Source organism: Pseudomonas sp. ZT5P21 (genome assembly GCF_054897785.1).
In genome coordinates, this window is the sequence record NZ_CM142705.1 from 4,924,808 (window position 1) to 4,945,327 (window position 20,520).

Consider the following 20,520-nt stretch of genomic DNA (forward strand, 5'->3'; position numbering starts at 1 on the left):
AAAAAGAAACTCAGCGCCCCCAGCAATCCTTGGTAGTCAGGCCGGACGTTGCACCGACCATGCTTCTGACGCCGGTGTTGGTGATGGTGAAATCGCCACACTTGTCGCTTGCCATGCTGCCGGCCTTGCGTGCAGCGGTCAGAACGAAGGTCTGGTCTGTCAGGGTCGGGGTGATGGTGTAGTAGTCATTGCCGGTGCTCAGCCCGGTGGCACCGGTGTAGACGTTAGTCTTCGAGTAAAACCGTTCGAGAATTTGCGCTTGCTCGGAGAGCAAGCCGGCCACTTCGGCCCGACGGCCCTTTTTCACGTACTCGGTGAGACTGGGGTAGCCGATGGTGATGACGATCCCGATGATCGCAATCACGATCATGATTTCGATCAGGGTAAAACCGCGGTTGGATCTGCGCATGCCTCATCTCTCACTTACTGAATTTGTCGCCACATGATGCGACGGCTGCCGCCGCCACCTTTTTCAACCACCCTGACCACTGCTCCACTGGTGTCGCCCACGAGCTTACCCTTTCCACCATCGACGATGGCGTTCAACATCGGAATCCCGCCTGTAAAGACCACCCCGCTGGATATCGTGTCCGCACTGTCGACCACCCCGTCACCGTTGGTATCGAGCACCGCGTAGTTGAGCATCTTACCGCTGAACGCATCCAGTTCGACCAGTTTGCCGGTGCCGAAACTGGCGCAAGGGTCCGTAGTGTCGACATTGGCTGTGGTAAATACGATTCGCCCCAGCACCAGGGCCGCCTGGTTGATCACCCGCTCACCGGTCAATACGCTGTTGTAGACCAGTGGCAGGTACCAGCCCTTCTCCGCCGGATAGGTCACTTCGTTCTGGCTGGTGGTGATGAATTGCCCCGAGCTTCCCGAGAACACGCCCGTCACCGACTGAATCTGCAAACTGGACGTGGTGATCTGTCCGGAGCCGCCGTCCGCGTCCCACACCGCATAAAATGCCTGCAGATCCTTGTTGGTCTTGTCGACGGTCTCGTTGAACTTGCCGGTGCCGAAAAACACCACTTTACCGCCCAGCGAATTGTCTGCCAGTAACGGCTGCGCAGTGATTGGCTGGGTTGCGCCGCCAGCCGTTGTGAACAACGGCTTGCCGGAAAACGCCACGCCCCAGGTGTCGGTGGTGGCGCCGCTCAGATCAAACTTCCATAACCGCCCTTTCAGATCTCCGCCATAGGCGGCCTGCACCACATTCTGTGAGTTGACTTCGAGCTTCACCGAAGACAGGCCGTTGGTGTTCTCCGTGCTGTCGATGACGATTTTCTTGATCAGTGACCCGTCGCGAAGATCAACCACATACAACGCCGCCACACCGGAATTGCTGCCATAGCCGTTGGAGATGAACGCCGCCCAACGACCATCGGCCAAGCGCGCCACTTCCGGACGGGCATAGGCATAACCCAGATCATTGAAAACGTTTGCCGTATTGGCCGTGGCGGGTGCACTGAACTCCCACAACGCCTTGGTCACGTTACCGGCCGAAGCGTCAAACAGCTGTAGCGCGTAAAACGTCTTGCCACCCGCCCCTGTCCCGCCGATCGCCAGGGTTTTCCAGGCACTGTTGAGTTGTGCATCGAATACGCCGACCTGTCCGTCGACCAGAAACCTGTGGCTGACGCCGTTGATGTAGGCGGTATCGGCGATGAAGCGCAGCGATGGCAGTACGCTGGAAGGCATATAGGCATAGCGCCTTGCACCGTTACCCGAGTTGATGACGCTGACAAAACCGTCGTTGGCGTTGACCACCAGGCTGGCGCTCATGTTGGTGGCTTTAGTGGCCAGATAGGTGCTGTAACTGGTGTCACTCACCAGATCGGACGCGGTTTTATCCGTGGGCGAGGCCAGCACCAAAGGCGAGTTGATGATGTCGCCAAGCAACACGCTGCGCACTTTCAGCCCGACCTTGTTGGTGCCCTTGCTCCACTCCACCAGATCGCTGCCGGAGATGCCGGTGGGCAGGCCCTGGCTCACCACGGTTTGCTGCGCCGGGGCAAAATTGGTGTAAGCCAGTGTGACGGGCGCGTTGCTCACGTTGTTCCAAGACTGGTAAATCGGCGCCGTCGCGCCCGGGACGATGGCCTTGTCGGTGGTCCAGAGCACCGAGGCGGTATTGACCGCACCAGTGGCGGTGAACCCATAGGATTTGATGGTGCCGCGCCAGTCCTTGGGATCGAAGCTGGTCTGGTAGTAAGCGGAACCGGCCCCTATGATTGAGCTGCTGGTGGTGCCGCTCCCCCCTGAACCGGCTTTCGATGTGATGTCGCTCAGAGCCGATGCCAACGCAGAGTTGAGGCCGGAGCTGTCCGTTGCCTGGTAGTACTTGCCCAGCCCGTAGTTCGCAGCGTCCGATAACATCTGGTTAGCGACGGCGAAACCCACGGTGTAGGTATTCATGTTCTGCTTGGGGAAATCCACCGCGTTCCAGCTTTTACCTGAGGCATCTGTCCCTGTGGAGCGCATGTCGATGTCGAAGGCGAACTTGGCAATGTCGTCCAGGTACAAGGTGTCACCCTCGCGATCACCGGAGAGATTGTCGCCGTCGTTTGCGCTGTTGCCGTCCCAGTTCGGCAAGCGGCTGCTACCGAGTGGATCGTTGGTCGGGAAGGTACGGTCGAACGTAGGCAGGCCATCGGTAATCACCACGCCATAGTTTTTCTGGCAGCGATACTGGATCGGGCTGGTGTAAGTGGTGGGTGTCGAGTTGTAGTACGGCGCCATGCCGCGCATATACCGCGTGATCTCGTAATAAGTCTCCGCCAACGGAGTATTGGCGATTGCACTCAAACCATCGATCGATGAAATCAGGTTGTCGAAGTTGGTTTGTGCCTGACCCGGGGTGATGCTCCCGCCAGCCGATAGATCACTGACAGCGCGGACGATAAACCCACCGGGGCCGGAGTTACCGCCCGTGGGCGGGTTGAATGTCGCGAGCCCGATACGCAGTGCGCGATTGCCGGTAACCAGATTCGTAGAAACATCCTTCGCTACGTTCATTCGGTAATCGTTAGGGATGGCACCCGTGCCAGTGGTGAAGTCCCTGCTCGCCCCATTCGCCAGACTCACCAGATAAGACAGATAGTCAGCCGTATAACGCGTTTTTTCATTGCCCACCGGATCGGGCAACTTCAGGCATATCGACGACACCCCCGATCCCCGATAAAAACCGTACCAGTTGCCGTTGGTGGAGCAACCGCCGCGATTAAGGCTCGACAAGGTGATATTGGTATCGTTCATGTTCAGATTCTGACCGTCGGAACATGACGGGTTGGAATCGCAATTCGCAATTTGCGCGCGGCTGACCGTCGGATCGAAATCCGGCGCCCAAATGATGTTGTTCATGCTCCCCGAATCATCGATCAGCAGCATCACGTTTGGCGGAACCGCCGCAGCGCTCAGCAGAGGCGAGTCCGAGGGCGTGAACGCGTACGCAGGGGCTGACAGGTACAGGCCCAATACAACGCCAGAAAGCAACCGCTGGAGCCCGGTGCACCTATCAGTACTTGGCATAGATGCTCTCCACCACACTGCGAACCTTATTGCCCACGATGGCCACTGCCGTGACCCGATAAAGCGTCGCAGAAGTGTTGCTCGGCACATTCACGGCGTTCAACGTAGTACCGATGTTCTGCACCCCGTAGAAACCGTTGGCGGCGGCGATCCAGGTGACGCCCGATGTGGAATTGAACCCCGCGGCGGTGATCGACGAAGACTCGGCCGGCGGCGCGCATTGACTGGTACCGGTGCAGACTGGCAATGAATAGGTGTCCCGTTGCACCGCGCTTTCACCGACGCGCAACGCCGCTTCCGCGCCTTGAAACGACTGATTGCGCAGGGTCACGCTGCTGGCCATTTTTTCCTGCAGCGTGGCGTTCTGCATCGATGAAATGCCGATCAGTGTCAGCAACAGCAGAAACACCAGGCTGATCAGCAATGCCATGCCGCGCTGGGTGTGAGCGTTCACGGAAGAAAAATTCATCGGCGCTCCCCTCATGGCAAGCGGTTGCGCAAAGCGGCAACCACGTTGAAGGTTTGATCGCGCACTCGGTTGTCCGGGTCGAAGAGAGTCAGCGTAAGGCGCACGCTGCGGATTCGCGCCGGGTCGGACGGATTAGGGTTGTAGCTGGAAGCAGAGAAATCAGAGGCCGAATTGGCGAGGCCGAAACTTACGTCGAATTTGCTGACATTGTCGACCAATACCGCCTGAGCCGGCGTCGGCGTCGCGGGGCCAACCCCCATCGTCAACTGATTATTCTTGAGGCTGTAGACCAGACGCCGAATCGGAAACGCCACTTGTCCCGATGCCGGAGCCACCCGATTGGAATGTGCCGTCGCCGTATGTCTGCAATCGGAAACCACTGTCCAGGTCGGCGTACCTCCACCCGCTCCCACATCGGCGGTCACCAAGGTGAGCTTGAGATCGGCATTGTCCCAACTGATCGGCATTACCTGACTGAGATTGAAGCTGCCTCCCGCGCTTGCATCGGTAATCGTACCCAGACAACCGAACATCCCCACCATGCGGATTTCCTGAATCATCTTGCTCAGCACGAAACGCGCATCTTCCTGCATGTTCGCCGACGCGTTCTGACTGACGTAGGTGTTCTTCGCCGAAATGAAAATCTGCGCCACGCCGAGTACCACGACCAGGCTCAACGCCAGGGCGATCAGCATTTCGATCAGGCCGAAACCTCGATTGAGCCGGTTCATGGCGTCACCACCGGGTCGACGGCGGCGCGACTGGTCAGCACAAAGCTGCGGCGGGAATTGGCGATGTTGGCGGCCCGAGAGTCGTCCCAGGTGATGGTGATGGTGTAGACCCGCTGATTGAGTGTGACGGTCCCCGTGGCGGTACTGCCAAGGAAATTGACGACGTTGGAGGTGAAGTCGTACAAGTCCTGATCTCGCGCGACATTCAGGTTGCCCGACGTCGGTGGCGTGACGGTGTAGTCGGCGCCGGAGTTGGCGCGGATGCGGTCCATCATGTCGTAGGCTATAAAACTGGCCTGGCTGGTCATTCGCGCGCTGTCGGTGTACTTCAGCGCATTGAGCTGAAACGCCGCCGCCCCCAACAGGCCCACGCTTAGAATCAACAACGCCACCAAAACCTCAATCAGCGTCATGCCTTCCTGAGCACGCTTGCTCCATCCCCTCATCCGCAACTTCCACCCAGTAGAATTCGTCCGTTCAAACACACCGTCAGCGTCCTGCTTTGCGCCCCCAGTACGTAGCTGATCACCACCGCCGTGGACGGTGCCGACAGACCGCCGAGATTGTTGAAATCGATGGCGGTCACTCCTGAGGTTAGCGTCAGAGTCGCGCCGCTGCTCATCGCTGGAACAACCCGTAATACATTGGCCGCAGTGCCAGTACTGTCATAGACCGCCAATTCCCCGCTCCAGACGCTGTCACCCGCCGTCGGTCGCACCCGGGTGGTGATGCCCCGATCGATCGCTTCGAGTCGGGCGAAGTTCAGACCTCGTTGCAGGTCGCTGATCTCGGTGTCGGCCTTGGTGCCTTGCACCGAACGGGTAAACGCCGGGACCGCGAGGGTGATCAGAATCAGAAAGACCGCAAGCGCGACCAGCAACTCGATCAGCGTGAAACCTTTTGTACGATGATCCATCGGTGCCCTCCGTTGCCGTCGGCTATACCTGCAGTTACACGCTAGAACATTCGACCGACAGATGTTCGGTTGTTTTGCCATTACTCGCACAAGGATTGCGCAACCACCGTATTCCAGGGAGGGAGATATCATGCGTCAGCAAGGTTTCAGTCTGATCGAACTGCTCATGGGACTGATGATTGTCGGGATTGTTCTGCACTTGGTCAGTCCGGCATTTGCTGCGCTTACGGAATCGAATCATCGCGAGGAAGCGGCGCAGTCGTTAATCAGCGGTATACGCAATGCCAGAACCCTCTCGCTCTCGCGCAATCAGAGTGTGGTGATCTATGGCATCAATGGTGATTGGGGCCAGGGCTGGCGAATCATTCTGGACGTCAGTGGTAAAGGCTCGGAGGACCACAGCAATCCGGTTATGGCCGAGCACGCGAGCGACACTGGGGTGCCGATTGTCGGCAATTGGTGGGTCAAGCGTTACATCCGCTTCAGCAGTCTCGGTGAGCCGCTGATGCCCAAAAAAGCCTTTCAAGCCGGAACATTGCACCTTTGCGATGCCCGCGAGCCCGTCAGCCAGCTTCAAGTGGTGCTGGCCGCAACCGGTCGTGTCAGCCTACGCAACCACAAGGCTGAGCAGGCGTTATGCCAGAGAGAGAAAAAATCAAAGCAACGAACGGACGCGTAACTCTTTAGGCATGGAGAACGTGATGTTCTCCTCGCGACCGGCCAGCTCATCGGCACCGGTAGCACCCCAAGCCTGCAGTTGCTGGATCACACCACGCACCAGCACTTCCGGAGCGGAGGCACCCGCGGTAATACCAATGCGCTCGACGCCATCAAACCAGCTCTTTTGCAGGTCTTCGGCGCCGTCGATCAAATAGGCCGGAGTGGCCATGCGCTCGGCCAGCTCGCGTAAGCGATTGGAGTTGGAGCTGTTCGGGCTGCCGACCACCAATACCACATCGCATTCGTTGGCGAGTTGCTTGACTGCGTCCTGACGGTTTTGCGTCGCGTAGCAGATGTCGTCCTTGCGCGGGCCACCAATCGCCGGAAAACGCGTACGCAGAGCGTCGATGACGCGGCTGGTATCGTCCATGGACAGAGTAGTCTGGGTGACGAAGGCCAGTTTTTCGGGATTGTGTACTTGCAACGCGGCAACGTCTTTCTCGTCCTCGACCAGATAGATCGCGCCACCATTGCTGCCATCGTATTGGCCCATGGTGCCTTCGACTTCCGGGTGACCGGCATGGCCGATCAGGATGCATTCACGACCGTCGCGGCTGTAACGCGCGACTTCGATGTGCACCTTGGTCACCAGCGGGCAGGTCGCGTCGAACACTTTGAGGCCACGGCCAGCGGCTTCAGTACGCACAGCCTGGGAGACGCCGTGGGCACTGAAGATCACGATGACGTCGTCCGGGACCTGATCCAGTTCTTCAACAAAGATCGCACCGCGAGCGCGCAGGTCTTCGACCACGAATTTGTTGTGGACTACTTCGTGGCGCACATAGATCGGCGGCCCGAAGACTTCCAGGGCGCGATTGACGATTTCGATCGCCCGGTCGACACCGGCGCAGAAGCCACGGGGGTTGGCGAGTTTGATTTGCATGCGGTGCCTCGTGTCTTGCGCGCGGAAAAAATGAATAACCACTGTGGGAGCGGGCTTTGTGGCGAGGGGATTTATCCCCGTCCGATTGCGAAGCAATCGTAAACCAGGCAGCGCGTTCTCATTCAAGACCGCGGTGGTCGGGTTCAGGGGCGCTTCGCACCCCTACGGGGATAAATCCCCTCGCCACAGCAAGCCCGCTCCCACAATTTTGACCGCATCCGGTCAGTTACAGCGATTTGACGCTGATGATTTCGACGTCAAAGGTCAATGTCTTTCCGGCCAGCGGATGATTGAAATCGATGGTCACTTGCTCGTCATCAAACTCTTTCACAACGCCAGGCAGCTCAGTATTGGCCGCATCGTTGAAGATCACCAGCAAACCCGGTGACAGTTCCATGTCCTTGAACTGGTTACGCGGGATGATTTGTACGTTTTGCGGGTTAGGCTGACCAAAAGCGTTTTCCGGCTGAATCGTCAGCGTACGCTTGTCGCCAGCCTTGAAGCCGAACAGTGCCGCCTCGAAACCCGGCAACAGGTTGCCGTCGCCGACCTTGAAGGTCGCCGGGGCTTTGTCGAAGGTGCTGTCGACGGTGTCGCCGTTCTCCAGGCGCAGTGCAAAGTGCAAGGTGACTTCCGTGTTCTGGCGGATGCGTTGCTCAGCCAATACCTGTTCAGTCATGAACGGCTTCTCCGGTTTTCTTGCTTTTGAACATGTCCAGCGCAAGCATCACGGCACCAACAGTAATCGCACTGTCGGCGAAGTTGAACGCCGGGAAATACCAGCGGTTCTGCCAATGCACCAGAATGAAATCGATCACATGGCCGTAGGCAATGCGGTCATACAGATTGCCCAGCGCGCCGCCGAGCACCAGGGCCAGCGCAATCGCCAGCCAGGTTTCGTTGCGCCCAAGGCGCTTGAGCCACACCACCAGCACCGCACTGACCACGACCGCAATCAGGGCAAACAACCAGCGCTGCCAACCCGAACTGTCAGCCAGGAAACTGAACGCGGCGCCGGTGTTGTAGGCCAGGGTCCAGCTGAAGTAATCGGGGATCACCACGATTTGCTGGTACATCTTGAGCGAGCCTTCGAAGTAGAACTTGCTGGCCTGGTCGATGACCAGGACCAGCAAACTCAACCAGAGCCAGCCCAGCCGTCCGAAACGGCCAATGGCATTAGGCATAGTGACGGACCTCGCCAGTGCCGCTGATGTTGTCGACACAGCGACCGCAGATTTCCGGATGCTCCGGGTTCACGCCGACGTCTTCGCGGCAGTGCCAGCAACGGGCGCACTTGGCGAAGGCCGACTTGACGATTTTCAGCTTCAGACCGCTGACTTCGGTGACTAACGCGTCCTCTGGCGCCTGAACAAAGGGGGCAACGCTGGCGGTTGAGGTGATCAGCACGAAACGCAGTTCATTGCTCAGTTTAGCCAGGTCGGCGCTCAGCGCATCTTCGGCGAACAGCGTCACTTCGGCTTGCAGGTTGCCACCGACCGCCTTGGCTGCGCGCTGAATTTCCATTTCCTTGTTCACAGCGACCTTCACCGCCATGATCCGCTCCCAGTAGGCGCGGCCCAGTTCGACGTTTTCCGGCAGTTCGGTCAGGCCTTCGTACCAGGTGTTGAGCATCACCGATTCGTTACGCTCGCCCGGCAGGTATTCCCACAGTTCGTCGGCGGTGAACGCGAGGATCGGCGCGATCCAGCGCACCAGCGCTTCGGAGATGTGGAACAGCGCGGTTTGCGCCGAACGGCGAGCCTTGCTGTTGGCGCCCGTGGTGTACTGACGGTCCTTGATGATGTCGAGGTAGAAACCGCCCAGCTCCTGCACGCAGAAGTTGTGGATTTTGGAGTAGACGTTCCAGAAGCGGTATTCGCCATAGTGCTCTTGCAACTCGCGTTGCAGCAGCAGCGTGCGATCCACGGCCCAACGGTCCAGCGCGAGCATTTCTTCGGCCGGCAGAATGTCGGTGGCCGGGTTGAAACCGGTCAGGTTGGAGAGCAGGAAGCGCGCGGTGTTACGGATGCGCCGGTAGGCGTCCGCACTGCGTTGCAGGATCTGCTCGGACACCGCCATTTCACCCGAGTAGTCGGTGGAAGCCACCCACAAACGCATGATATCGGCGCCCAGGGTGTCGTTGACCTTTTGCGGTGCGATCACGTTGCCCAAGGATTTGGACATCTTGCGACCGGACTCGTCGACGGTGAAACCGTGGGTCAGCAGCTCGCGATACGGCGCGTGGTTATCGATGGCGCAACCGGTCAGTAGCGACGAGTGGAACCAGCCGCGGTGTTGGTCGGAACCTTCCAGGTACAAGTCGGCACGCGGGCCGCTCTCGTGGCCCATCGGGTGTGAACCGCGCAGGACGTGCCAGTGCGTGGTGCCCGAATCGAACCAGACGTCCAGGGTGTCGCTGATCTTGTCGTATTGCGGCGCTTCGTCACCGAGCAACTCGGCAGCGTCCATCTTGAACCAGGCTTCGATACCTTCGACTTCAACGCGCTTGGCCACTTCTTCCATCAGCTCGGCGGTGCGTGGGTGCAGTTCGCCGCTTTCCTTGTTGAGGAAGAACGGGATCGGCACGCCCCAGTTGCGCTGACGGGAGATACACCAGTCAGGACGGTTGGCGATCATCGAGTGCAGGCGCGCCTGGCCCCAGGCCGGGACGAATTTGGTCTCTTCGATGGCTTTGATCGCCCGCTTGCGCAGGGTTTCGCCAGTCGCTGGCTCTTTGTCCATGCCGATGAACCACTGCGCGGTGGCGCGGTAGATCAGCGGGGTCTTGTGACGCCAGCAATGCATGTAGCTGTGTTCAATGATGGTGGTGTGCAGCAGCGCACCGACTTCGGTCAGTTTGTCGACGATGGCCGGATTGGCTTTCCAGATGAACTGGCCGCCGAAGAACTCCAGCGAGGTCGCGTAAACGCCGTTGCTTTGTACCGGGTTGAGAATGTCGTCGTTAACCATGCCGTATTTTTTGCAGGTCACGAAGTCGTCCACGCCGTACGCCGGAGCGGAGTGAACCACGCCGGTGCCAGCGCCCAGTTCAACGTAGTCGGCCAGGTAAACCGGCGACAGGCGATCGTAGAACGGGTGACGGAAGTTGATCAGTTCCAGTTCTTTACCGGTGGTGGTGGCGATGACCGAACCTTCCAGGCTGTAACGGGCCAGGCACGATTCGACCAGCTCTTCAGCCAGTACCAGCAGTTTGTCGCCGACGTCGACCAGGGCGTAGTTGAATTCCGGGTGAACGTTCAGCGCCTGGTTGGCCGGGATGGTCCACGGGGTGGTGGTCCAGATCACGATCGAAGCCGGTTTGTCCAGCGACGGCAGACCGAAAGCGGCAGCCAGTTTGGCTTCGTCGGCAATCGGGAAGGCCACGTCGATGGTCGAGGACTTTTTGTTCTCGTACTCGACTTCCGCTTCAGCCAAGGCCGAACCGCAGTCGAAGCACCAGTTCACAGGCTTCAGGCCCTTGAACACGAAACCGCCCTTGACGATTTCGGCCAACGCACGGATTTCACCGGCCTCGTTCTTGAAGTCCATGGTCTTGTACGGGTTGGCGAAGTCGCCCAACACGCCCAGACGGATGAATTCGGATTTCTGGCCTTCGATCTGCTCGGTGGCGTAGGCACGGCACAGTTCGCGGGTCTTGTCCGCGCCCAGGTTTTTGCCGTGGGTCACTTCGACCTTGTGCTCGATCGGCAGACCGTGGCAGTCCCAGCCCGGAACATAAGGCGCGTCGAAACCCGACAGGGTTTTCGAGCGGATGATCATGTCCTTGAGGATCTTGTTCAGCGCATGACCGATGTGAATCGTGCCGTTGGCGTACGGAGGACCGTCGTGAAGTACGAACTTCGGACGATCCTTGCCAATTTCGCGCAACTTACCGTACAGGCCAATGCTGTCCCAGCGCTGCAGAATCTGCGGTTCGCGCTGAGGCAGGCCGGCCTTCATTGGGAAGGCGGTGTCCGGAAGGTTTAGCGTGGCTTTATAGTCGGTCATTTATGGCTCTTCATTAGCGATTGGCGCTAGGTGCGACAGGGCACGGGCGGCGGCGACATCCGCATTGATCGCCGTCTTAAGCGCCTCCAGAGAGGCGAAACGCTGCTCTTCACGCAGCTTGTGGTGGAAAACCACCGTCAAACGCCGGTCATACAGATCGCCGGCAAAATCTAAAAGATGGACTTCGAGGTGGGCTTTGCCATCCCCTTGGACCGTTGGCCGCACGCCGATGTTGGCGACGCCTGGCGAGGTCTTGCCGTCGATGTCGACGTCGACCAGGTAAACCCCGGTCAGCGGCACGCGACGACGCTTGAGTTGAATGTTGGCGGTTGGCGTACCCAACTGGCGCGCCAGTTTCTGGCCATGCAGGACTCGCCCGGTTATCTGGAACGGACGACCGAGCAGGCGTTCGGCCAAGGTAAAATCTGCCGCGGCCAGGGCATTTCGCACCTGGGTGCTGCTGACGCGAATGCCGTCCAGCTCGACGGTTTGCGCCGCTTCGACGGTAAAGCCTTGCATGGCGCCGGCCTGTTGCAGGAAATCGAAATCCCCTACCCGGTCACAGCCGAAGCGGAAGTCGTCACCGACCTCCAGGTGCTGTACGCCCAGGCCGTCTACCAGAATGGTATCGACGAATTCGCTGGCGCTGAGCTTGCTCAGGCGCTGATTGAAGGCCAGGCACAGGACCCGGTCGACACCTTCGTCAGCCAGCAGCTGCAGTTTGTCTCGCAGACGGGCCAGACGGGCGGGTGCCGTGTCCGGAGCGAAGAATTCCCGCGGCTGCGGCTCGAAAATCACCACGCAGCTGGGTACGCCCAACTCGAGCGCTCGCTCACGCAGCCTCGCCAGGATAGCCTGGTGGCCACGGTGAACACCGTCAAAGTTGCCAATAGTGGCGACACAGCCCCGATGCCGGGGGCGCAGGTTGTGGAGGCCTCGAACCAGCTGCATAACGCGCTTCTTGCTCATAAAGTGGTCGATTATAACCACACCCGGCGGCCGACGACAGGCAACACCGTAACCCAAAGTGATCGAGCCGACAAAACCGTCGGCCCGCCCGTGTTTATCGAGGCAAAAGCCTCAGCTCAGCGCCTTGCGATTGAAGTCGCGCAAACGAAAGCCCATCAACAGCAACATGCCGAAATACGAGACGACGCCCGCGCCCACCAGAGCGCCCAGGCGCAGGAATCGCTCCAGCATGTGCCCCTGATCCCAGACCGGCATAAAGTGCATTCCGCCCAGCAAAACCGCCGACATTACTGCAACCGCGACCACCAGTTTGGCACCGAACTTCGCCCAGCCCGGTTGTGGCTGGTACATCTGCTGCTTGCGCAACTGATAGAACAGCAGCCCCGCGTTCAGGCAGGCACCGACGCTGATGGCGAGCGCCAGCCCGGCGTGGGCCAGCGGACCAATCAGCACCAGGTTAAACAACTGCGTAACGATCAACGTGAAAATCGCGATCTTTACCGGTGTGCGGATGTTTTGTTGCGCATAAAAGCCTGGTGCCAGCACTTTGATCACGATAATCCCGAGCAACCCGACCGAATATGCGATCAGCGCCCGCTGAGTCATGGCCGCATCGAAGGCGCTGAACTGTCCGTACTGGAACAGCGACACCGTCAGCGGCTCGGCCAGAATTCCCAGCGCAAGCGAGCACGGCAACACCAGCATGAAGCACAGACGCAGGCCCCAATCGAGAATCCGTGAGTATTCGGCGCGGTCCTTGCTGGCATAGGTCTTGGCCAGGGTCGGCAGCAGAATTGTGCCCAACGCCACACCGAGCACCCCCGATGGCAACTCCATCAAACGGTCGGCGTAATACATCCACGACACGGAACCGGCGACCAGGAACGACGCAAAAATGGTGTTGATGATGAGAGAAATCTGGCTCACCGAAACACCGAGAATCGCCGGCAGCATCTGTTTCATCACCCGCCAGACGCCGCTGTCGCGCAGGTTCAGGCGCGGCAGGACCAGCATGCCGATTTTTTTCAAGTGCGGCAGTTGATAGAGCAATTGCGCCAGACCACCCGCCAGCACCGCCCAGCCCAGGGCCATGACCGGCGGATCGAAATACGGCGTCAGGAACAGCACGAAAATGATCATGCTGACGTTAAGCAGGGTCGGCACGAAGGCCGGCACCGAGAAACGGTTATACGTATTGAGGATCGCCCCTGCCAAGGAAGACAGAGAGATCAGCAATATATATGGAAATGTCACCCGCAACAGGTCGGAAGTGAGCTGGAATTTTTCCGGAGTGTCGGTGAAACCCGGCGCCGTTGCCCAGATAACCCACGGCGCAGCGATCATGCCCAGCGCGGTGACCAGCGCCAGCACCAGCGTCAGCAGACCAGAGACGTAGGCAACAAAGGTTCGCGTCGCCTCCTCGCCCTTCTGGCTTTTATATTCGGCAAGAATCGGCACGAACGCTTGGGAAAAGGCCCCTTCGGCGAAGATCCGCCGCAGCAGATTGGGCAGTTTGAAGGCGATGAAGAAGGCGTCGGTCGCCATCCCGGCGCCAAATGCGCGCGCGATAAGGGTGTCACGGACGAACCCCAGAACCCGGGAAAGCATCGTAATAGAGCTGACGGCGGCCAACGATTTGAGCAGATTCATTGAAAGAGTGTGTGCCTGTCGATAAACAGCAGGCGAACAACGCGCCCACTTATGCGATACTCCGCGCCGCAGCAGCACAGAGCCAAAGCTCGCGAGTTTACAGGTCAAGCGCCGGAAATAAATATCCCGCCTCTTTATACCTACCACTTAGCGGAACGTCTCAACCGCCCTTGACAAGACATCAACTCATCGGCATGATTCGCGGCCTATTTTGTTTGCTATTTCCTAAAAAGTCTTTCGAGGAGCTCGACGGTGGCCAACACACCTTCCGCCAAAAAACGTGCAAAACAGGCTGAGAAGCGTCGCAGCCACAACGCCAGCCTGCGTTCCATGGTTCGTACCTACATCAAGAATGTAGTTAAGGCCATCGACGCAAAAGACGCTGAAAAAGCTCAAGCTGCTTACGTTCTGGCCGTGCCAGTTATCGACCGTATGGCCGATAAAGGCATCATCCACAAGAACAAGGCTGCTCGCCACAAGAGCCGCCTGAACGGTCACGTCAAGGCTCTGAACCTTGCTGTTGCCGCATAAGCGATAAGCTTGTTAAAAAACCGACCCCAGGGTCGGTTTTTTATTGCCTGCGATTTGGGCAAACGCACCGCAAAAAAATGTGGGAGCGAGCTTGCTCGCGATGACAGCATAACAGTCGACATAGATGTTGAATGTTAAGCAGCTATCGCGAGCAAGCTCGCTCCCACATTCGGATCTTTACTAGGTTATTGGGCGTGTGTCCATGGCAGGATAGGGATTGCCGTCACCGCATTCTGCGGGCTGCCTTCGATCAAGCGATCGCTGTATACCAGATAAACCAGCGTATTGCGCTTCTTGTCGAGGAAGCGCACCACCTGCATGGTCTTGAACACCAGTGAAGTGCGCTCCTTGAACACCTCTTCGCCATCCTTCAACTCGCCCTTGAAGTTGATCGGCCCCACCTGACGACAGGCAATGGACGCTTCAGCGCGATCCTCAGCCAAACCCAAGCCGCCTTTCACACCGCCAGTCTTGGCCCGGGACAGGTAGCAAGTCACGCCTTCGACCTTCGGATCATCGAATGCCTCAACGACGATACGGTCGTTCGGGCCGACAAACTTGAACACCGTCGACACCTGACCAATTTCCTCGGCCGAGGCCAGCAGCGGCATCACCAACAGCAGCCCCAACAATCCTTTTGCTACGCGCATTCAAATATTCCTTCAGACCAGGATAAGGTTATCGCGGTGAACCAGTTCCGGCTCGGCCATGTAACCCAGCAGACCGACAATCGCCTCAGACGACTGACCGATGATTTTCTGCGCTTCCAGCGCGCTGTAGTTGGCCAGGCCACGGGCGATCTCACGACCGTCCGGCGCCACGCACACCACCATTTCGCCGCGACGGAAACTGCCCTGGACCAGCTTGACGCCGACCGGCAACAGGCTTTTGTTGCCTTGGGACAACGCCGTCACCGCCCCCGCATCCAGCACCAGCGTGCCGCGGGTTTGCAGATGGCCGGCCAGCCATTGTTTGCGCGCTGCCAGCATGCCGCGCTCCGGCGACAGCAAGGTGCCGATGCGCTCGCCCGCCTTCAGGCGATCCAGCACACGATCGAGGCGTCCGCCAACGATGATGGTGTGCGCACCGGAACGCGCCGCCAGGCGCGCCGCGCGCAACTTGGTTTGCATGCCGCCGCGCCCCAGCGCACCACCCGTACCACCTGCCACGGCGTCCAGCGCCGGATCATCGGCGCGCGCCTCGTAAATCAGCTTGGCATCGGGGTTGTTGCGCGGATCGGCGTCGAACATGCCGTCGCGATCGGTAAGGATCACCAGCAAATCAGCTTCAACCAGGTTGGCCACCAGCGCCGCCAGCGTGTCGTTGTCGCCAAAACGGATTTCGTCAGTCACCACGGTGTCGTTTTCGTTGATCACCGGAATCACTTTCAACTCGACCAACGCACGCAAGGTGCTGCGGGCGTTCAGGTAGCGCTTGCGGTCGGACAAGTCGTCGTGCGTCAGAAGAATCTGCGCGGTGTGCCGACCAAATTCGGCAAAGCTCGATTCCCAAGCCTGAACCAGGCCCATCTGACCGATGGCGGCAGCCGCCTGCAGCTCGTGCATCGCACTGGGTCGCACGGTCCAACCCAGACGGCTCATGCCCGCTGCCACTGCCCCGGAGGACACCAACACCAGCTCGACGCCCGCCTCATGCAGGGCAACCATCTGTTCGACCCAGACACCCATTGCCGCGCGATCCAGGCCCTTGCCGTCCGCCGTCAGCAACGCGCTGCCGATTTTCACGACCCAACGCTGCGCACCTGTCACCTTGCTCCGCATCATCTTCAACCTTAGCTTGAGGACAGCGCGACCCAGCGCTGCCCGTAACGTTATTCGTGACTACCGATTTCCAGATACCAAAACGCCGCTCGATTGAGCGGCGTTCAAGTTTATCGCAACGGATCAGTCGCGCACGTAAATGATTTCCGGACCGTCTTCATCATCCACGTCTTCTTCGTCCCAATCATCGTCGCCGATGTCATGGACCGACTTCACGCCACTGCGGCGCAGGGCACGCTGGTCATCCAGAGCCTGCAACTGGGCACGAGCTTCGTCTTCGATACGCTGATCAAGTTCGGCCAGCTCTTCCTTGTAAGCAGGGTCGTTCGCCAGGCGATCGGCACGATCTTCCATGTAACGCATGATGTCGTGGCACAGACGCTCAGTGCCGAGCTTGGAGATGGCCGAGATCACGTAGACCGGGCCAGTCCATTCCAGGCGATCAACGATTTCCTTGACGCGAGCATCGTGCTCTTCTTCAAGGATCTGGTCGCACTTGTTCAGCACCAGCCAACGATCACGCTCAGCCAGGGACGGGCTGAACTTGGTCAATTCGCTGACGATCACTTCAGCAGCATCCGGGGCGCTGGTGTCATCGAGCGGCGCCATGTCCACGAGGTGCAGCAGCAAACGGGTACGCGACAAGTGCTTGAGGAAGCGAATCCCCAAGCCTGCGCCATCGGAAGCGCCTTCGATCAGACCCGGGATGTCCGCGACCACGAAGCTCTTCCAGCGATCGACGCTGACCACACCCAGGTTCGGCACCAGCGTGGTGAACGGGTAGTCGGCGACTTTCGGCTTGGCGGCCGATACCGAGCGAATGAAGGTACTTTTACCAGCGTTCGGCAAGCCCAGCAGACCGACGTCTGCCAACACTTTCATTTCCAGCTTCAGATCACGCGCCTCACCCGGCTTGCCCGGCGTGGTCTGACGCGGAGCGCGGTTGGTACTGGATTTGAAACGGGTGTTGCCCAGCCCGTGCCAGCCACCGTGAGCCACCAGCAGTTTCTGACCAGCCTTGGTCAGGTCGCCGATCACTTCCTGGGTGGCAGCGTCGATGACGGTCGTGCCGACCGGAACACGCAACACCAGCTCTTCACCTTTCTTGCCGGTGCAGTCGGTGCTGCCGCCGTTGGAACCACGCTCGGCATCGAAGTGCCGGGTGTAACGGTAGTCCACCAGGGTGTTGAGGTTTTCGTCGGCGATCATGTAGACCGAGCCGCCATCACCACCGTCGCCGCCGTTAGGGCCGCCATTTTCAATGAATTTTTCACGACGGAAGCTCATGCAACCGTTGCCGCCGTCACCGGCCTTTACTCGAATCGATACTTCATCAACAAACTTCATAACACAACGCCTCTCGCCATACGGACGAGCCGAAAAAATCCAGACATAAGACTCTTGCAAAAATGAGCGCAGCGACCTCAATCAACGACCGCAAATCCAGCGCTGGAGCTCATTACAAACAGCTTTGCAAGAGACTCATCCCACAAACGAAAAAGCCCCGTCGCAAGACAGGGCTTTTCCAGCAACTACGTAATTATGCCGCGACGACGTCAGTCTTCGGGACAATGCTCACGTAACGGCGGTTGAAAGCGCCTTTTACTTCGAACTTGATCACGCCGTCGATTTTAGCGAACAGAGTGTGATCTTTACCCATGCCAACACCGTAACCGGCGTGGAATTGGGTGCCGCGCTGACGCACGATGATGTTGCCCGGAATGATAACCTGGCCGCCATACATCTTCACGCCAAGGCGTTTGGCTTCTGAGTCGCGACCGTTACGGGTACTACCACCAGCTTTTTTGTGTGCCATGAGTCAATTCTCCTAGTGAGGAATTAGGCTGAAATTAAGCCTGAATACCGGTGATTTTGATCTCGGTGTACCACTGGCGGTGGCCCATACGCTTCATGTGGTGCTTACGACGACGGAACTTGATGATGCGGACTTTATCGTGACGACCTTGGGAGATCACTTCAGCCACAACGGTAGCGCCGGCAACAACTGGAGCGCCGATGTTCACGTCATCGCCATTGGCGACCAACAGAACGCGATCAAAAGTAACGGATTCGCCAGTAGCGATTTCCAGTTTTTCGATCTTCAGGTATTCACCTGGGGCGACCTTGTATTGCTTGCCACCAGTAACAATTACTGCGTACGACATGGTATTTCTCCGATAATCCTGCTCACCCAGCTCTTTATAAGAAGAGGTATTGGCTGGCATGGCTGCATAAGGCTGGAAGGCCTGTTTGCAATTGCGTAAGGCAGGTGCTGCCCAGGAAGTTCAGGGTGCGCGATTGTACGCAAGCTGCCGGGGCGATGCAAGAGGCCGTCCATCGCGCCTTGACACCCGCCGACGTGGGTCCTAGCATGCCGCGCAACCCTTCTGGAGCAACTGTCGCTGATGCAACCCCAAGCTTTCTACCGCGCGGTGGCGGACGATTTTAGCGCCGTCGACGGCATCATCAAGAAGCAGCTGACTTCCCGAGTGCCGCTGGTATCGAAAATCGGCGACTACATTACCTCGGCTGGCGGTAAACGCCTGCGTCCTTTATTAGTGCTGCTGTGTGGCAAGGCCCTTGGCCGCGAAGGCGACGACCTGCGCCTGCTGGCCGCGACCATCGAGTTCCTGCACACCGCCACCCTGCTGCACGACGACGTCGTCGACATGTCCGGCATGCGCCGTGGCCGCTCGACCGCCAACGCCATGTGGGGCAATGCGCCAAGCGTACTGGTGGGCGACTTCCTGTATTCGCGCTCCTTCGAAATGATGGTCGAACTGGGCTCCATGCCGGTGATGAAGATCCTTTCGCAAGCCACGCGCATCATCGCCGAAGGCGAAGTGTTGCAGCTGTCCAAGGTCCGCGACGCAAGCACCACCGAAGAAACCTACATGGAAGTCATCCGCGGCAAGACCGCGATGCTCTTCGAGGCCTCGACCCACAGCGCCGCAGCCCTGTGCGAAGCGACGCCGGAACAAGCCGAAGCCCTGCGCACGTTTGGCGATCACCTGGGCGTGGCCTTCCAACTGGTCGACGACCTGTTGGACTACAAGGGTGACGCAGAAACCCTGGGCAAGAACGTCGGCGATGATCTGGCCGAAGGCAAGCCGACCCTGCCACTGATCTACACCATGCGCGAAGGTACCCCGGAACAGGCGGCACTGGTGCGCAAGGCGATCCAGAAAGGCGGCATCGAGGACCTGGAAAGCATTCGAGAGGCCGTTGAAGCTTCCGGCTCCCTTGAGTACACCGCGCAACTGGCCCGTGATTACGTGGCCCGAGCGATCAAATGCCTCGACGCGCTGCCTGCCAGCGAGTATCGCGATGCGTTGGTCGAGTTGAGTGAGTTTGCGGTGGCCCGCACGCACTGACAACGACCATCACCTGTGGGAGCGGGCTTGCTCCCACAGGTTATGTACTGCGCGCGCCTCCTCTGGCAAAAACCCTATACAATGTGCGCTTTTTAGCGATCCTGAATCCAAGGAGCCTTAGTGAGCACGTTGCCACCCTGTCCGAAATGCAAATCCGAATACACCTATGAAGACGGTGCCCAGCTGATCTGCCCCGAGTGCGCCCACGAGTGGTCCGCCAGCGGGGAAGCTGAAGCAGCGTCCGATGACACCGTGAAAAAGGATTCGGTAGGCAACGTCCTGCAGGACGGCGACACCATCACCGTGATCAAGGACCTCAAGGTCAAAGGCACGTCGCTGGTGGTCAAGGTCGGCACCAAGGTCAAGAACATCCGTCTGTGCGATGGCGACCACGACATTGACTGCAAGATTGACGGCATCGGCCCGATGAAGCTCAAATCCGAGTTCGTCAGAAAAGTCTGAACCTGCTGTACTCCATCCCGCGCCCGGCGTGGGATGGTGCTTCTCCCTCCCCTGCCTCGCGCAGTATTTCCTCGCAACAGCCAAACGCCAGCCGTTTTGACCTTAAGCAATCTTTACCCGGAAAAAACCGGAAACCGCCAATAGGCCCTTGCTATTTAATGAATAGGAATTATTCTCATTGAAACCATTCAATGGAGATGAGACTCATGACTTATTTGATCGATGCCTGGCTGGACCGCCCACATCCCTACCTCAGGATTCTGCATCGGGAAACCGGGGAAGTCTGTGCGGTGCTTGAAGAAGAAGCCTTGAACGAGTTGCAGGATCAGGGTGATCTGGACGTCAACGGCTTGAGTTCCAGTGAGCCTGTGGTGCTCAAGGAACTGGTGCGCAATCTGTTTCTGTTCTGCTATGCCCGGGCGTTGCGCCCGACCAGTGAATTGCAGCACAAGATCGAAATATGAGAATCGCTGCAAATCTCTGTAGGAGCAGAGC

The 20,520-nt window shown here is 58.6% G+C and carries 22 protein-coding genes; 5 read left to right on the forward strand and 17 right to left on the reverse strand.

Annotated elements, in window-relative coordinates:
• Positions 1–10: 10 nt before the first annotated feature.
• The 6 genes from ACYZT9_RS22905 to ACYZT9_RS22930 are packed head-to-tail and all read right to left on the reverse strand — an operon-like array spanning position 11 to position 5,647.
• Positions 11–409, reverse strand: a complete 399-nt coding sequence (locus ACYZT9_RS22905) for a type IV pilin protein (protein WP_462007541.1) — start codon at positions 407–409, stop codon at positions 11–13.
• 14 nt (positions 410–423) lie between these two features.
• Positions 424–3,531, reverse strand: a complete 3,108-nt coding sequence (locus tag ACYZT9_RS22910; RefSeq protein WP_462007542.1) for a pilus assembly protein — start codon at positions 3,529–3,531, stop codon at positions 424–426.
• Positions 3,518–4,000, reverse strand: a complete 483-nt coding sequence (locus ACYZT9_RS22915) for a pilus assembly PilX family protein (RefSeq protein ID WP_462007543.1) — start codon at positions 3,998–4,000, stop codon at positions 3,518–3,520. The genes ACYZT9_RS22910 and ACYZT9_RS22915 overlap by 14 nt, the downstream gene beginning before the upstream one ends.
• An 11-nt stretch (positions 4,001–4,011) precedes the next feature.
• Positions 4,012–4,731 carry a PilW family protein gene (locus ACYZT9_RS22920; protein WP_462007544.1) on the reverse strand — a complete coding sequence of 240 codons (720 nt, stop codon included), beginning with the start codon at positions 4,729–4,731 and terminating at the stop codon, positions 4,012–4,014.
• Positions 4,728–5,177: a type IV pilus modification protein PilV gene (pilV, locus tag ACYZT9_RS22925; RefSeq protein WP_462007545.1), complete on the reverse strand. Its 450-nt coding sequence runs from the start codon at positions 5,175–5,177 to the stop codon at positions 4,728–4,730. Before pilV ends, ACYZT9_RS22920 begins: the two co-directional genes overlap by 4 nt.
• Entirely contained in the window at positions 5,174–5,647 is a 474-nt protein-coding gene (locus tag ACYZT9_RS22930) for a GspH/FimT family pseudopilin (RefSeq protein ID WP_462007546.1), read from the reverse strand. The genes pilV and ACYZT9_RS22930 overlap by 4 nt, the downstream gene beginning before the upstream one ends.
• Before the next feature lie 130 nt (positions 5,648–5,777).
• On the opposite strand from ACYZT9_RS22930, the gene ACYZT9_RS22935 reads away from it, so the two are divergent.
• Positions 5,778–6,326 carry a GspH/FimT family pseudopilin gene (locus tag ACYZT9_RS22935; protein WP_462007547.1) on the forward strand — a complete coding sequence of 183 codons (549 nt, stop codon included), beginning with the start codon at positions 5,778–5,780 and terminating at the stop codon, positions 6,324–6,326.
• On the opposite strand, the gene ispH is transcribed toward ACYZT9_RS22935, so the two are convergent.
• From ispH to murJ, 6 genes are all read right to left on the reverse strand, one after another.
• Positions 6,303–7,250: a 4-hydroxy-3-methylbut-2-enyl diphosphate reductase gene (gene ispH, locus ACYZT9_RS22940; RefSeq protein WP_461953168.1), complete on the reverse strand. Its 948-nt coding sequence runs from the start codon at positions 7,248–7,250 to the stop codon at positions 6,303–6,305. The two genes, ACYZT9_RS22935 and ispH, sit on opposite strands and share 24 nt — an antisense overlap.
• A 226-nt stretch (positions 7,251–7,476) precedes the next feature.
• On the reverse strand, positions 7,477–7,914 hold the full coding sequence (gene fkpB / locus ACYZT9_RS22945) for an FKBP-type peptidyl-prolyl cis-trans isomerase (RefSeq protein ID WP_462010276.1): 438 nt from the start codon (positions 7,912–7,914) through the stop codon (positions 7,477–7,479).
• Between the two features lie 7 nt (positions 7,915–7,921).
• Entirely contained in the window at positions 7,922–8,434 is a 513-nt protein-coding gene (gene lspA / locus ACYZT9_RS22950) for a signal peptidase II (protein WP_150710910.1), read from the reverse strand.
• Positions 8,427–11,258 carry an isoleucine--tRNA ligase gene (ileS, locus tag ACYZT9_RS22955; protein WP_462007548.1) on the reverse strand — a complete coding sequence of 944 codons (2,832 nt, stop codon included), beginning with the start codon at positions 11,256–11,258 and terminating at the stop codon, positions 8,427–8,429. Before ileS ends, lspA begins: the two co-directional genes overlap by 8 nt.
• Complete coding sequence (gene ribF / locus ACYZT9_RS22960; RefSeq protein WP_462007549.1) at positions 11,259–12,209, reverse strand: bifunctional riboflavin kinase/FAD synthetase; 951 nt, start codon at positions 12,207–12,209, stop codon at positions 11,259–11,261.
• A 129-nt stretch (positions 12,210–12,338) separates the two neighbouring features.
• On the reverse strand, positions 12,339–13,877 hold the full coding sequence (gene murJ / locus ACYZT9_RS22965; protein ID WP_462007550.1) for a murein biosynthesis integral membrane protein MurJ: 1,539 nt from the start codon (positions 13,875–13,877) through the stop codon (positions 12,339–12,341).
• A gap of 252 nt (positions 13,878–14,129) precedes the next feature.
• Here murJ and rpsT point away from each other — a divergent pair, with 252 nt between their 5' ends.
• Positions 14,130–14,408 carry a 30S ribosomal protein S20 gene (gene rpsT, locus ACYZT9_RS22970; protein WP_008154937.1) on the forward strand — a complete coding sequence of 93 codons (279 nt, stop codon included), beginning with the start codon at positions 14,130–14,132 and terminating at the stop codon, positions 14,406–14,408.
• A gap of 185 nt (positions 14,409–14,593) precedes the next feature.
• On the opposite strand, the gene ACYZT9_RS22975 is transcribed toward rpsT, so the two are convergent.
• The 5 genes from ACYZT9_RS22975 to rplU form a co-directional block, all read right to left on the reverse strand.
• Complete coding sequence (locus tag ACYZT9_RS22975; RefSeq protein ID WP_462007551.1) at positions 14,594–15,058, reverse strand: CreA family protein; 465 nt, start codon at positions 15,056–15,058, stop codon at positions 14,594–14,596.
• A gap of 12 nt (positions 15,059–15,070) precedes the next feature.
• Positions 15,071–16,189: a glutamate 5-kinase gene (gene proB, locus ACYZT9_RS22980; RefSeq protein ID WP_462010277.1), complete on the reverse strand. Its 1,119-nt coding sequence runs from the start codon at positions 16,187–16,189 to the stop codon at positions 15,071–15,073.
• Positions 16,190–16,312: 123 nt separating this feature from the next.
• Complete coding sequence (gene cgtA / locus ACYZT9_RS22985; RefSeq protein ID WP_008037904.1) at positions 16,313–17,536, reverse strand: Obg family GTPase CgtA; 1,224 nt, start codon at positions 17,534–17,536, stop codon at positions 16,313–16,315.
• A 193-nt stretch (positions 17,537–17,729) separates the two neighbouring features.
• The gene (gene rpmA / locus ACYZT9_RS22990; protein ID WP_007943982.1) at positions 17,730–18,005 is read right to left on the reverse strand and encodes a 50S ribosomal protein L27; all 276 of its coding nucleotides are present in this window, start codon (positions 18,003–18,005) and stop codon (positions 17,730–17,732) included.
• Between the two features lie 34 nt (positions 18,006–18,039).
• A complete protein-coding gene (rplU, locus tag ACYZT9_RS22995; RefSeq protein ID WP_003176051.1) occupies positions 18,040–18,354 on the reverse strand; it encodes a 50S ribosomal protein L21 in 315 nt (104 codons plus the stop codon).
• Positions 18,355–18,594: 240 nt separating this feature from the next.
• Between rplU and ACYZT9_RS23000 the strand changes: the two genes are divergently transcribed.
• The 3 genes from ACYZT9_RS23000 to ACYZT9_RS23010 all read left to right on the forward strand — a co-directional run bounded on the left by ACYZT9_RS23000 (position 18,595) and on the right by ACYZT9_RS23010 (position 20,489).
• Positions 18,595–19,563: a polyprenyl synthetase family protein gene (locus ACYZT9_RS23000; RefSeq protein WP_017340860.1), complete on the forward strand. Its 969-nt coding sequence runs from the start codon at positions 18,595–18,597 to the stop codon at positions 19,561–19,563.
• Between the two features lie 120 nt (positions 19,564–19,683).
• On the forward strand, positions 19,684–20,025 hold the full coding sequence (locus ACYZT9_RS23005) for a zinc ribbon domain-containing protein YjdM (RefSeq protein WP_462007552.1): 342 nt from the start codon (positions 19,684–19,686) through the stop codon (positions 20,023–20,025).
• A 206-nt stretch (positions 20,026–20,231) separates the two neighbouring features.
• Complete coding sequence (locus ACYZT9_RS23010; protein ID WP_407014232.1) at positions 20,232–20,489, forward strand: PA4570 family protein; 258 nt, start codon at positions 20,232–20,234, stop codon at positions 20,487–20,489.
• Positions 20,490–20,520: the final 31 nt, after the last annotated feature.